Genomic DNA, 12,081 nt, shown 5'->3' with positions numbered 1-12,081 from the left:
GTAGTAATCCGTACTGAACATATTATACATTATTTTCAGTATAGTTGAGCTTATTATTGACTAGAGTCATGCTCCCTAAGCAAGCTACTTAATCATACTCGTTATGACTTTGCTCTATCAAGACTGGCAGAGGGGATGGATTCTCAGGCCAGAGCATGGCAGGATAACACCATTCCTCACTGCTCTATCGCTCAGTAGCCAACCCAGCCATGTGGCAACTCCTCAAAGCCTTATGGGGAAAGATCGCCGGCCAAGCCCCCCCTGCACCCCCCGCTGCCGCGCCACGACCACCCCTTGACAAGAGGCTGGTTCAGCAGCCCTCTTCCCGGAATGTCCCTGCTGCAGAGGCCGCCCGCAAAGAAGAAGCCCCTGAGCCCACACCAGAACATCCCGCCCCAAAAGTTGCAGCAGCCCAACGGGGTGAGGAACCTGTGGTGTTGCTCCCTGCTCAGGAGAAATCCCCAGACTCTGTGGCAGTAGAATCCCCCATCGGCCCGGCTCAACCCACCTCTACCGCCAAAAGCATCAGCAGCTTCTGGGCCATGACCGACACTGGATCCTGGATTTCCTGCATTGCTGCCACCACCGACAGTGGCCGTGCGGTCAGCTCCATTGCGACTGCTAGGCTCCGCCAACCGGAATAGCGACCGGGATCCCTCTGGCTCCAGAAAAAAACTTCAGGGCAAGTTAGGAATAACTCCCATCCATTTCCACCCGCTACTGCAGGGATCCCCAGGGGGCATTAGGCCGATAATGGACAGGTAGCGTTGGGGGTTCCAAGCATGCTGGAGATGATCTTTAACGGGGCCAACTGGTTTGCTCTGCCCTTTTGGGCAATGATGATTCTGTTGCCGGGTTGGAAGGTAACCCGCAAGGTGATGGAATCGCTTTTGCCCATCGCTATTTTGGCGGCGGTTTATTTGTATCTTTTGGTCACCGGGTTCAACGCGGATGTTCTCAAGGAATTTTCCAACCCTCAACTGTCTCTGACCAGCCTAACCGACCTATTCAGTCAACCCGCCGTTATGGCGACGGGATGGGTACACTACATCGTCATGGATTTGTTTGTGGGCCGCTGGATCTTCTTGGAAGGGTGGGATAAGCGAGTATGGACAACCCATTCCCTGATTTTGTGCTTGTTTGCCGGGCCAGTGGGCTTGCTCTCCCATTTGCTTACGGTGGCAGTTGTCCAGGCACGCCGGCAAAACCAGGCGCAAGGAAGGACTCAAGAGACAGGAGTGCCACAAGAGTTGGCTAACCCCTAGGGATAGGCTCTATCGAATAGGGATCCAGGCTCGCATAGCAGGAGGAAGTCCTAAGAGGCTAGGATCAGGGGTAGGAGCCCTCAGCCTTGAGGCCAGAGGAACTGTTTGATGAGGAGTGGAGGCATAGCTTGGTTTTTGCGTCCTCAGCGGTGGCTGTGGAGCGGCCTTGGAGCAGCAGCCCTTGTGGCCCTCACGGCTGGGGCTAGTTGGGCACGGCTTTTGTTGGAAGTGCGCATGACCATGGGCCTGCCCATTAGCCCTAACTACTGGTACATGGTGGCCCTTATGGTACATGGTGGCCCTTAGCCGAGCTGGTAGCCCTGGCCCCACCGCCAACCTGGTAGATCCCAATGTCCGGGTTGGGCCCAACGAGTACACCTTTGTGCGCGACTGGGACTACCTGATTCGGGTTACCCCTCTTAACGAGGAGGCCGTTTTGCAAGCTACCATCCAGCGCTTTGGTGAGCAGGAGCGAGAGTTTGCCGTTGGCTTTAACCAAGTGCGGGTGGAGCGCGTTAACCGGGACCGCGACACCCTTAGGTTTCGGATTGACCTTTCGGAGCTCCAAGGTCTGGACGGGCAAAACCAGGATATCCAGGTGGCTTTGCTCACTGCCCGCGCCCCTTTTCGCGTGGCTCCTGAAGAGACCAATCTAGCCATTGATGCCACCCGCGACGAACTGCCCAACTACTATCGCCTTAGTCTCTCCAACCAGCGGCAGGTGGTTGTCGACGATCCCCAGCGCCAAGAGACCATGCGCCGCAGCCGTGAGTTACTCCAGCAAAGTGGATCTGGAAGCGGCCTCACCCGCGAGCTCATTGAGGGAGGAGCCCTGGAGATTTTGGCTGCCAACATCCTCACCTTTGAGCTACGCCTTCTTTCCTCTTCCAGTTTCTAGAGAGAAACCTTAATCTATCCAGGTGGCCTCTGGCTTTGGCCTGAGAATGAGAGCAGGGGGACTGCCGTGGTGCAGGCAAGATGGGAGCACTTTGAACACATGGCTGACATTGGTGTCCGCGGCTATGGGGCAACGCCGGAGGAAGCCTTTGCCCAGGCAGCTTTGGCCCTGACTGCGGTGGTCACTAGCGTGGATGAAGTAGCTCCCAGAGAACACCTAGAGATCGAGCTAGGAAATGCAGGCGATCTGGAACTGTTGTTGGTGGATTTCCTGAACGCAGTGATCTACGAGATGGCCGTCAGAGGCATGCTCTTTGGAAAAGTCGAAGTGCACCTGGCAAAAGAGCATCTCAAGGCCAGCCTGTGGGGGGAAAGAGTTGACCATGCCAAGCACCGACCGGCGGTAGAAGTTAAGGGGGCAACTTACACGGAACTCAAGGTAGCCCGAGAGGGTGAGCTTTGGGTGGCCCAGTGCGTGGTGGACGTGTAAGGGGAGGCAACCTATGGATATCAAGAAACTTGAGCGTGTGGATGAGACAGTCTGGCGCATTCCTCCAAAAGGCAGAATGCGTGTCCCGGTCTTGATCTTTGCCGACGAGGAGTTAATCCGGGAAATGGACGACAAAGTGGCCGAGCAGGCCAGCAACGTGACCACCTTGCCAGGGATCGTTGGAGCCTGCTACGTGATGCCAGACGCCCACTGGGGCTATGGCTTTCCCATCGGTGGGGTGGCGGCCTTTGATGCGGAAGCAGGGGGGGTGATTTCCGCCGGCGGCGTGGGATTTGACATCTCCTGCGGCGTGAGAACCTTGCGAACCGGGCTAAAGCGCGAGGAAGTGGAGGAGATGGCAGAGCCCCTAGCCAATGCCCTGTACGCGAGCGTACCGGTAGGGCTCGGCAGCCGCAGCAAGATCTCCTTGAGCGACAAAGAGATGGAAGCTATGCTCGAAGGCGGAGCAGAATGGGCTGTTGCTCAGGGCTACGGCAAGAAAGAGGATCTGGAGCGCATCGAAGAACATGGCCGCATGCGCGGAGCAATGCCGAGCGAAGTCTCCGCCTACGCCCGTGAGCGCCAGCGGCGCGAGATGGGAACCCTCGGTTCGGGTAACCACTACCTCGAAGTCCAAGTTGTTGACGAGATCTACGATCCCGAGATTGCCAAAGGCTTTGGCCTTAAGTCGGGGGAAGTGGTGATTACTATCCACTGCGGCTCCCGTGGCTTGGGTCACCAGATCGGCACTGAGTACTTGAAGAAGATGCAACAGGCGGCTAAAGAACACGGCATAGAGCTACCTGATCGCGAGCTGGCCTGTGCGCCCTTGAAGTCCAAAGTGGGGCAAAGCTACCTGGGAGCAATGCGGGCGGCAACCAACTGCGCTTTGGCTAACCGCCAGATCATCACCTACTGGGTGCGCGAGGTGTTCGCTGAGCTTTTCCCCAAAGCTGAACTCGACCTTATTTACGACGTCTCCCACAACACCTGTAAGGAGGAAACCCACGAGATAGAGGGGAAAAAGCGCCGCCTGTTCGTTCACCGCAAAGGGGCAACGCGCGCTTTTGGGCCTGGCCACCCAGAGCTTCCTCAAGCTTTTCGCTCTATCGGTCAGCCCGTCATCATCGGTGGCTCCATGGGCACGGCTTCCTACATTCTGGTCGGCACCGCGCAAGGGGAGGCCCTTTCCCTCTCCTCAGCCTGCCACGGCGCTGGGAGGGCGATGAGTCGCAACCAGGCCCTCAAAGCCTGGACAGGGCAGGAGATTATCGAACAACTGAGACGGCGCGGCGTCATCGTGCGCAGTCCCTCTTTGCGGGGGGTAGCTGAAGAAGCGCCCCAGGCCTACAAAAACGTCGACAAAGTGGTGCGCGCTGCCGATCAAGCCAAGATTGCGAAACTTGTAGCGCGCTTAAAGCCAATTCTGTGTATCAAAGGCTAGCTATTTGCTGAAAGGGGAAGCTATTTTTAGGGGCTTAATGCCCTTTTTTTGTTGCTTCCAAGTGATGCTTTGCTGCGTTTGTGAGTTATTCCCCAAGCTGTGCTTGCCCAAGCGCGAATGCCTTAGGAAAGGGTTAGTGTGTACTTGCCCTCTTCTTTGCATTCCCCTATACTGACCTTCATGTCTCGACACTCCAGGTGCTCTATGACTGCGAGTTACCTACCCTTGGCCCAGACTTTTCTGCCCCGTTCTTCTCGCATTCGCGATCTACTGCTGGTGGTGGGAGGGAGCCTATTCGTAGCAGCTCTGGCGCAGGTGAGGATCCCTCTGCCTTTTACACCGGTGCCCATCACTGGACAAACCTTTGGGGTGATGCTGGTGGGGGCAGGCTTTGGGGCACGGCTGGGCTTTCTCACGTTGCTGGTGTACCTGCTGGAAGGGATCCTGGGATTGCCCTTCTTCAGCGGTGGCGGATCCGGGCTTGGCCACTTGGCCGGGGCGACGGGGGGCTACCTGTTGGCTTTTCCCCTGGCTGCAGGGCTGATGGGTTGGTTGGTGGAGCGCTGGGGCGTGGATCGCAACCCCTGGAAGATGGCGCTGGCGATGTTGTCCTGCTCGGCTCTGATTTTTTTGCTAGGAGCCACTTGGCTAGGGGTGTGGCTGAACCAGAATGTTGAGCCCACCTCGATCTTGGCCGTCCTCAACAAGGGGGTCTTCCCTTTTATTCCAGGAGACTTGGTGAAGTGCGGACTGGCGGCAGTGCTGCTGCCCACCATCTGGCGCTGGGTGGGACGGGAAAGGCCACCGGCAGACTCCTAGCCCACTGGGCAAGAGCAGCAACTCTAAAGACCGCTCCGGCAAAGCAGAAGGGGCCTGGGATTAGCCTCGGGTCGGAAAATCTAAAAAAAAGATAACAGCTCCGAGGATTTGGCCTTTTTTCTGAGATTCTAAAAACTGTGCTCAATGCGATGTTCAATACGGCCTATTCATGGAGCTTTTCTTTATATTGCTCTAGAGTTTTATAAGTCGCTGACTGGTCGCGGCAGAGCCCCCTTGTGGGGCTTTTTATTTTCTATCTGCCGACCGGAAAAAGTTGAACTCAACCTACTATGGTCATTCCAAGCTATAATTTGATCTCTATAGACTCCCTAAATAGACGGGAACCCCGTCAGGCAACAGACGCGCCGGATCCCAGAAACATCCTGGTGGGTAGTCATTCAGCCCTTGACGGGCACCTTCTTTTCCAGCCACTGAGCCACTTGATCTGCCAGGTCAACTCCTTCCAACTGACAGAGTTCTCGCAGCATTGTTGGGCTGGTCACGTTCACTTCGGTTAGTCGTTCCCCGATAACATCAATCCCGACAAAATACAGCTTCTCCTGCCTGAGCACCGGCGCCAAAGCCCCGCAGAGAGCCCGTTCTTTTTCGGTAATCTTGGTTTTTTCCACTCGACCGCCGGCAGCAACATTGCCTCGAAAATCGCCCTCTCCAGGGATCCGATTGACGGCGCCCAAAGGTTCTCCTTCCAGCAACAAAATGCGTTTATCTCCTGCCGCCGCCTGTGGCAAATACTCTTGCACCATCACGGGCAGCCGACCAAATTGGGTGCTCATTTCAATCAACGAGTTGAGGTTTGGATCCCCGGCATTGACCCTCAGGATCCCTTCCCCACCTTTGCCACCCAAAGGCTTGAGCACCGCCTGTCCTTCCTGTTCGACGAACTGACGCAGCAGGCGTTTGTTGCTGCTGACGCGGGTACGCGGGATCCACTCTTGGAATTGCAGGGCATAGAGCTTTTCGTTGGCCGAGCGGATCCCGGCAGGATGATTGAGCACCAGCGTGCGGCTGGGGGAGAGACGATCCAAAAGGTAAGTGGCATAGAGATAGGCCGTATCCACCGGTGGATCCTTGCGCATCCACACCGCCTGCATTTGGCTCAGGGGCAGCAGTTGCCGGTCTTTGACCTCATACCAGGGATCCGCTTGCAGATCCAACCGGATTTCCTCAAGGGATCCCCACGTTTCCCCTTGATCCCAGTAGAGATCCGCCAGGCCCAGGCAGAAAATGCGGTGTCCCCGTTTCTGCAGAGCTTCCATCAGGGCAATGCTGGTGTCATGGCCCACCTGCAACTGAGGCAATGGATCGACAATAAAAGCTACCTGCATGGGAGGTGTGGTTCACTGACGAAAGGCTGCCCCGAGTATGCAACAAATCGGAGCCGATGGCTCTCCCCCGGTAGGCTGTTTCCACAAGAGAAGGCCCCCTCTGGAAAGCTCGATGCAGGGTTGTCTTTTTAACATCCTCTTAACCTCGGCAGGCGGCGCAAACGTTAGCTTGATAGGTGGGATCCCTGTTGGCCCCCAGTTTACGGCTGGGTTGGCCGGGTTTCTGGCCTAACTGTGAGGAATGCTCCATCTGTGAGTGCTCCCCCTTCTCAACCCTCAGAGCCGGTTCGCATTGAAACCACGCGGGACTTGCTGGAAGCCTTGCGTGAGGGGCGCTCCCTGGTGGGTGCCAACCTGGAGAATGCCTACCTCTCGCGGGGCCTGTTCGACCGCATTCAGATGCCCAAATCCAATTTGACGCGGGCTAACCTGCGCTCGATCAGCCTGCAGCAAGCCGACCTACGTCTGTGCAACTTTCGCCGCGCTGAGCTAGAGCGGGCCAATTTTACCGCCTCAGATCTACGGGGATCCAGCTTTAGCCAGGCTCTGGGGGACTACAGCAACTTTACCGCCGCCAAACTGGACAAAAGCAGCTTTCAGGGGGGCCGTTTCAGCCATTCCATCTTTCGCGAAGCCAGCTTGGTGGCTGCTAATCTGGCGGAGGGGAACTTTTTTGCCGCCGACTTCCGCCAGGCCAACCTATCTCGCTGCAACCTCTCCCAGGCTGCCTTGGTGAGTTGCCAGCTTCAGTTTGCCAACCTAGAACAAGCCATTTTGGTGGGGGCCAACCTACGGGACGCTCAGATTGAAAACACGCTCTTCAGTGGAGCCGATTTTACCGATGCCAAGCTCTCCGATGAGACGCGCAAGCTCTTAATCGAGCGGGCCAGCGGCACCAACGAGCTTACCCAACGGGATACCCTCAACACCTTGCTGGCGGGATTGCAGCCCAAGTCGCGTAAGCTTTTTGGCTTGCTGTGAGGTTGGAGCTGTCAGACACAACTGGGCTGAGGGGAAAGCTCAAAACTGGTTGAGGTCGATCCCGGCTTCCCGGGCCATGGCTCCTATACCCTTGGCCTTGAGAGTCTTCAAGGCTTTGGTGGAAAGGCGCAGACGAACAAACCGCTTACCCTCTTCCCACCAGATGCGCTTCCACTGCAAATTGACTTCCTGCAGACGCTTGGTGCGCCGGTGGGAGTGGGAGATGGCAAAAGCGTTGTTGCGTTTCTTGTTGGTTAGTTGGCAGCGACGCGCCATGGGATCAAAGCAAACTCAGCCTAGCTATCGTAAGGCATCTTTTTGTTGGGCAGCAAGCTGAAGTTGACTTTGCAACTGGGCTAGCTCTGCCTTCAGTCGGTCAAAGGTTTGTTGGCAGTGGTTAACGCTTTTTAGGGGCAGCTCTTCATTTTTGGCAATGCAGGTCACCTGTACAGAGCCGTCGGCAGCCTGACGGGTGCGATCCACAAACACTTCCACCGTCACCAGTTTGGTGTGGGGATTTTTTCCGGGAGGCTCGCCGGCCACCCAATAATCAAGGCTGTTGTGGAGGATATTGAGTTGGCAGCGCTCCAAAACAGCGCGGATCGACTCGCTGAGCTGCTCGGCTGAGCCCACAAGCTGGGTAACGCAAGAGTATCGAGCCATAGAACAGGCAAGCCACCACGGTTATCCTACCATTAAGTTTTCGGCTCCTGCAGCCAAAGGCGAACCGGCAAAATTGCGCTCAAGAGTACTCTACACCGGCTCGGTCAACCCTGCTGCGAGGAGGTGAATTACGTTAGAACATGAACAACTCCCAGGAGAGTTGCCATGTTTAGGGTCTCCTGTTTGGCTCATTCTCTTTTGCTACTGGGATCCCTGGGCCTGGGTTGGATAGGCGTGTCTTTTGCCCACGCGCAGCCCTTTCAGGCGGGCGACCTGGATGGGGATGGCCGTTTGACGGTGCAGGATCTCAACCTGTTGGGGGCCTACTTGCGGGGAGAACGGGGATTGACCGACGACCAGATCCGAGCTGCCGATGTCGACCAGGATGGACGGATCACAGAAGCCGACTGGCAAGTGTTGCAGCAGCGCATTCAGGCAGCAACGGATGTGCCCACAGGACAGGTGCAGTTGGATTCCGCCTATTCGGGACAGGTGGTGGATCGGCTGACAGGGCAGCCCTTGGCCGGGGCGGAGGTGGCCATTCCGGGGGCGGGTATTTCGGTGCGCACCGATGCCCAGGGTCGGTTTCGCCTGCCAGGGCCGCTGCCGGCAGAAGAAATTTTGGTGGCGCGGCTGGAGAATTATTTGCCCTATTCCCAAAGTACAGGCAACGGTCAAGCCGGCGGGGATCGGCCTTGGCAACTGCAGTTGGAGCGCTGGGATCCCAACACAACTTTGGTACTGGAGGCGAATGTCATCCGCCTGGGGGATAACCAGTACTCGCCGGAATCGGCTGCTGCCGGGCAATTTCTGGGCCCTGCCCAAGGGGTGGAGATGACCCGCTCCTTCACGCTGCAACGCCTGCCTTCCCGCCCACCGGTTTTGCGGATTGGATCCCTGATTGGGTTGGATACTGCCGCCGCCTATCGGGCCGGCCAATCCCGGATCCCCAGTGCCAACATGTCTCCCATGCAGGTCATCCTGAACGGAGTGGAAGTCGAACAGATTCACCTGGGGGGAGATAACCTACAGATTCCCCTGCCGCTGCAACCTCTGCGCCTGGGCCTGAACACTGTTACCCTGCGCACTGGCAAAACCCTGATTCAGCCCCCCATGGTCACCCGTGGTCCCCAAGTGCCGATCAGCATTCCCCTTTTCGGGGGATCCCTGCACATCTCGGTGCCGCTGGGAGGTGATACAGTCATCCGGCACGGTGGAGCCTGGGTGGATCATGACGATGTGCAGTTGGCTAACGTAACCATCGAGATCCCCAACTGAGCTTGCTCCGTCGGAGGTTCCTGCCCCTCAAAGCTGAGCACGGAGCCCGTCGGCTAAGAGGAACAAGTTTAAGCCCGCTTTCGATAACCGATCCGTTTGATACCAAGGGGAATGGGTGTGTCCAACGATTGGAAGCTCCCCCTTCCAACAGCCGGCATACTGCAGTTGCTGAATTGCTCCTCTTCGATGCCTCTGGGAGTTCTGGGCATCTCGATCTTCGAGAGGGATCCCTGAGGTGGCCCATGTGAGTGAGGTGAAATCCTGGCAACCGAGCAGATCGATAACCCAAACTGAGGAGAGCTGACTATGAGTATGAGTATGAATAGGGCTTCTGCCTTCCCCTTAACCTGGCTGTGGACGGGATCCCTGGCCCTGGGGGTGACGGCCCTGGTGACCCGCCAAGTGATCTGGGGGCTCTTACCTTTGGCAGCAGCCTACCCTGCCATCCGCCGCCGCGAAGAACAGCTTGGCCAAGTTCTGGAACAGACCTGGACACAGCAGCAACAGACAGCAACCCAACTGGAGACCCTGCAAGCGCGTTTCGAGGTGCTGGACGCTCGGCTCACTGCTGAACCGTCCCTTCTGCAGCAGACCTTGGCTTCCCCGGCTGAAGCCATTCAAGAGCTCGAGCAGAAAGTAAAGGTTTTGGAGTCCATCTGGCTACAGCAGCAGCAGCAGACGGCAGCCCAACTGGAAACAGTTCAAGGACGGATCGACGCTCTTGAAGCTCGGCCCACGTCTCATCTGTCCGTGCGGCAGCAGCTAGCCCCCACCACCCAGGCCATCCAGCACATTCAGCAGCGGTTAAAAGCTGTGGAGCTGCGGTTGAATGCTCTGCCGACATCCCAGCCCCAAGTGACTCTGGAGCAACTGGAGTCTGTACAGGCGCAACTCCAACACCTGCAGCAGCTGGTGGCGTCTCAGCCGACCCCTGCATCTCCCCGCAAGGCTCTGGGGGTGTTCATCGACGCGGCCAATCTCCACGCCAGCGCCCAGCAGCAGGGATCCCATCTCGACTATCCCAGTCTGCTCAGCTGGCTGGCCCAGGGCAGATCCGAGATGGAAGTGCATGTCTACAGCGGGGTAGATCGCCACAACCTAGCTCAGCGTCGTTTCCTGCGGGAGTTGAGAAAACAGGGCTATCGGGTGGTCACCAAGCCGGTGGTGATCCACGCCGACGGCAGCCGCAAAGCCAATCTGGATGGGGAGCTGATCGTGGACTTGATGGCGATGCACTCCCACTACGAGACGGTGCTGCTGCTGAGTGGGGATGGAGATTTTGTGCCGGCCCTCAAGCATATCCGCCGCCAAGGCTGCCGGCTGGAGGTAGCCGCCTACAGGCCGAACACGAACCCGGCGTTAATTCGGATAGCCGACCAGTTCGTGGATTTGTGCGCTTGGCAGGGGACAGGAACGCTGGTGCCGCTGCCTGCAAAACAGACTCCGGCCACCGGCTGAACCTTGCCATCTCAGCACAGTTACATCGATCCCTGACTCCCCTCTCCCAAGGCAGGGAGAGGGGCTGGGGTTGAGGGTAGGCGGCACAGCGTCTTAACCTTGTTTGAAGTGATCAGAAGTGCTCATCTTCTCTAACCATTTTCTGATTTGCAGTCTCAACGCCTGAGACTCGCTTGGATCAACCTTGCCCCAGCAGTCAACTTAACCCCAATTGGAGAGTCCAGATGTCAACGCAACTCACACAGCGGTTTGTGCAGGCAATGCACTATGCCCACCGCTGGCACGCTTCCCAAACCCGCAAGGGAACCGGGATCCCTTACCTCAGCCATCTGTTGGCCGTAGCAGCCATCGCCCTGGAGCATGGGGCGGATGAAGATGAAGCGATTGCCGCTCTGCTCCACGACAGCCTAGAGGACGGCCCCCACAACACAGGCGAGCCCCGGGCCCAGATTGAGCAACAGATCCGGGAGCACTTTGGAGAACGGGTGCTGCAGATCATCCTGGGATGTACGGATACCGAAAGCGATGGCTCCCGAGGCGAGCCCAAAGAAAACTGGAAAGAGCGCAAAACCGCCTACCTGAAGCACCTGGAAACGGCAAATGCCTCGGTTTTGTTGGTGGCCGCCTCTGACAAGCTGCACAACGCCCGCTGCATCTTGCGGGATTTTCGCCAACTGGGGGATGAACTCTGGCAGCGGTTTTCCGCCGGAAAAGAGGGATCCCTGTGGTATTATCGATCGTTGGCAGAGATTCTGAGGCGACGGCTGCCCGGCAATCTATCGGCGGAGCTTCAAGAGCTGGTGGCTGAGTTGCAATGCCAAGCTGGAGCGGTAATGCCTTGACAGAGACAAGCAGGGCTGAAGAAAATGCTGAGGGCAGCCCTATTCATCACACTTTTTGGGTCACGCACCTATGGTTCTCGCTGTTGGCACCCCTGCTCCTGGGTTTAACACCACTGACACCCAAGGCAACCAAGTCTCTCTGGCTGATTTTGCCGGCAAAACCGTAGTCCTCTACTTTTATCCCAAAGACGACACCCCCGGCTGTACCAAAGAAGCCTGTGGATTCCGCGACGCCTACGCCGACTACCAAAGCAAGGACGTGGTGGTGCTGGGGGTGAGCATGGACGACCAAGCTTCTCACCAAAAGTTCACCGAAAAGTACAACTTGCCTTTCCCCCTACTGGTGGATAGCAGTGGGGTGATTACCCGCGCCTACGATGTGGATGGGGGCGGCTATGCCAAGCGGGTGACCTACGTCATTGATGGCGAGGGCAAAATTGCCAAGGTCTACCAGAACATCAATACCGAAACCCATGCCCGCGATATTTTGGCGGATTTGGGTTTGTAGAAGCGCTGCCTCTTTTCAGCTAGAAATCGCAGGAGCCCCGCACTGTACCCGTAGGGTCAGTGTCGGGAGGAATGCGGAAGTTATGATAGA

The 12,081-nt window shown here is 57.2% G+C and carries 14 protein-coding genes; 11 read left to right on the top strand and 3 right to left on the bottom strand.

Annotated features, from left to right (window positions below; translation table 11 throughout):
* The first annotated feature begins 782 nt into the window (after positions 1-782).
* The 6 genes from NW834_RS11650 (at position 783) to NW834_RS11625 (ending at position 4,915) form a co-directional block, all read left to right on the top strand.
* On the top strand, positions 783-1,265 hold the full coding sequence (locus NW834_RS11650; protein WP_414418584.1) for an ABA4-like family protein: 483 nt from the start codon (positions 783-785) through the stop codon (positions 1,263-1,265).
* Positions 1,266-1,373: 108 nt separating this feature from the next.
* Complete coding sequence (locus NW834_RS11645) at positions 1,374-1,571, top strand: hypothetical protein (RefSeq protein WP_414418585.1); 198 nt, start codon at positions 1,374-1,376, stop codon at positions 1,569-1,571.
* Positions 1,558-2,163 carry a hypothetical protein gene (locus tag NW834_RS11640; RefSeq protein ID WP_414331242.1) on the top strand — a complete coding sequence of 202 codons (606 nt, stop codon included), beginning with the start codon at positions 1,558-1,560 and terminating at the stop codon, positions 2,161-2,163. Before NW834_RS11645 ends, NW834_RS11640 begins: the two co-directional genes overlap by 14 nt.
* 66 nt (positions 2,164-2,229) lie before the next feature.
* Positions 2,230-2,652, top strand: a complete 423-nt coding sequence (locus NW834_RS11635) for an archease (RefSeq protein ID WP_414331239.1) — start codon at positions 2,230-2,232, stop codon at positions 2,650-2,652.
* 13 nt (positions 2,653-2,665) lie between these two features.
* Positions 2,666-4,096 carry an RtcB family protein gene (locus tag NW834_RS11630; protein ID WP_414380626.1) on the top strand — a complete coding sequence of 477 codons (1,431 nt, stop codon included), beginning with the start codon at positions 2,666-2,668 and terminating at the stop codon, positions 4,094-4,096.
* A 204-nt stretch (positions 4,097-4,300) separates the two neighbouring features.
* Positions 4,301-4,915 carry a biotin transporter BioY gene (locus NW834_RS11625; RefSeq protein WP_414350403.1) on the top strand — a complete coding sequence of 205 codons (615 nt, stop codon included), beginning with the start codon at positions 4,301-4,303 and terminating at the stop codon, positions 4,913-4,915.
* Between the two features lie 398 nt (positions 4,916-5,313).
* Here NW834_RS11625 and gshB read toward each other — a convergent pair whose 3' ends face one another.
* Positions 5,314-6,261: a glutathione synthase gene (gene gshB / locus NW834_RS11620; RefSeq protein ID WP_414328956.1), complete on the bottom strand. Its 948-nt coding sequence runs from the start codon at positions 6,259-6,261 to the stop codon at positions 5,314-5,316.
* Positions 6,262-6,513: 252 nt separating this feature from the next.
* Here gshB and NW834_RS11615 point away from each other — a divergent pair, with 252 nt between their 5' ends.
* Entirely contained in the window at positions 6,514-7,242 is a 729-nt protein-coding gene (locus tag NW834_RS11615) for a pentapeptide repeat-containing protein (RefSeq protein WP_414328957.1), read from the top strand.
* 39 nt (positions 7,243-7,281) lie between these two features.
* On the opposite strand, the gene rpmB is transcribed toward NW834_RS11615, so the two are convergent.
* Positions 7,282-7,518, bottom strand: coding sequence for a 50S ribosomal protein L28 (gene rpmB / locus NW834_RS11610; RefSeq protein WP_011431026.1), 237 nt, complete (start codon positions 7,516-7,518; stop codon positions 7,282-7,284).
* A gap of 24 nt (positions 7,519-7,542) precedes the next feature.
* Positions 7,543-7,905 carry a hypothetical protein gene (locus tag NW834_RS11605; protein WP_414344659.1) on the bottom strand — a complete coding sequence of 121 codons (363 nt, stop codon included), beginning with the start codon at positions 7,903-7,905 and terminating at the stop codon, positions 7,543-7,545.
* Positions 7,906-8,070: 165 nt separating this feature from the next.
* Between NW834_RS11605 and NW834_RS11600 the strand changes: the two genes are divergently transcribed.
* From NW834_RS11600 to NW834_RS11585, 4 genes are all read left to right on the top strand, one after another.
* Positions 8,071-9,183, top strand: a complete 1,113-nt coding sequence (locus tag NW834_RS11600) for a dockerin type I domain-containing protein (protein ID WP_414418586.1) — start codon at positions 8,071-8,073, stop codon at positions 9,181-9,183.
* 318 nt (positions 9,184-9,501) lie between these two features.
* Positions 9,502-10,641 (top strand): NYN domain-containing protein, encoded by a 1,140-nt coding sequence (locus NW834_RS11595; RefSeq protein ID WP_414426314.1) that lies wholly within the window; start codon positions 9,502-9,504, stop codon positions 10,639-10,641.
* Between the two features lie 224 nt (positions 10,642-10,865).
* Positions 10,866-11,483 carry an HD domain-containing protein gene (locus NW834_RS11590; RefSeq protein WP_011432688.1) on the top strand — a complete coding sequence of 206 codons (618 nt, stop codon included), beginning with the start codon at positions 10,866-10,868 and terminating at the stop codon, positions 11,481-11,483.
* A 70-nt stretch (positions 11,484-11,553) separates the two neighbouring features.
* Complete coding sequence (locus NW834_RS11585) at positions 11,554-11,991, top strand: peroxiredoxin (protein ID WP_011432689.1); 438 nt, start codon at positions 11,554-11,556, stop codon at positions 11,989-11,991.
* Positions 11,992-12,081 lie beyond the last annotated feature (90 nt).

Origin of the sequence: Synechococcus sp. R60.1, from assembly GCF_047461835.1 — a bacterium.
In the GTDB taxonomy this organism is placed as follows: Bacteria; Cyanobacteriota; Cyanobacteriia; order Thermostichales; family Thermostichaceae; genus Thermostichus.
Note: the sequence above shows the minus strand (reverse complement) of the source record. Positions and strands in the feature narration are given on the sequence as shown.

Bases quoted from the DNA above. Each gene is read 5' to 3' on its own strand.
- NW834_RS11650 (WP_414418584.1), top strand. From the start codon at position 783: ATGCTGGAGATGATCTTTAACGGGGCCAACTGGTTTGCTCTGCCCTTT.
- NW834_RS11645 (WP_414418585.1), top strand. From the start codon at position 1,374: ATGAGGAGTGGAGGCATAGCTTGGTTTTTGCGTCCTCAGCGGTGGCTG.
- NW834_RS11640 (WP_414331242.1), top strand. From the start codon at position 1,558: ATGGTGGCCCTTAGCCGAGCTGGTAGCCCTGGCCCCACCGCCAACCTG.
- NW834_RS11630 (WP_414380626.1), top strand. From the start codon at position 2,666: ATGGATATCAAGAAACTTGAGCGTGTGGATGAGACAGTCTGGCGCATT.
- NW834_RS11625 (WP_414350403.1), top strand. From the start codon at position 4,301: ATGACTGCGAGTTACCTACCCTTGGCCCAGACTTTTCTGCCCCGTTCT.
- gshB (WP_414328956.1), bottom strand. From the start codon at position 6,261: ATGCAGGTAGCTTTTATTGTCGATCCATTGCCTCAGTTGCAGGTGGGC.
- rpmB (WP_011431026.1), bottom strand. From the start codon at position 7,518: ATGGCGCGTCGCTGCCAACTAACCAACAAGAAACGCAACAACGCTTTT.
- NW834_RS11605 (WP_414344659.1), bottom strand. From the start codon at position 7,905: ATGGCTCGATACTCTTGCGTTACCCAGCTTGTGGGCTCAGCCGAGCAG.
- NW834_RS11600 (WP_414418586.1), top strand. From the start codon at position 8,071: ATGTTTAGGGTCTCCTGTTTGGCTCATTCTCTTTTGCTACTGGGATCC.
- NW834_RS11595 (WP_414426314.1), top strand. From the start codon at position 9,502: ATGAATAGGGCTTCTGCCTTCCCCTTAACCTGGCTGTGGACGGGATCC.
- NW834_RS11590 (WP_011432688.1), top strand. From the start codon at position 10,866: ATGTCAACGCAACTCACACAGCGGTTTGTGCAGGCAATGCACTATGCC.
- NW834_RS11585 (WP_011432689.1), top strand. From the start codon at position 11,554: ATGGTTCTCGCTGTTGGCACCCCTGCTCCTGGGTTTAACACCACTGAC.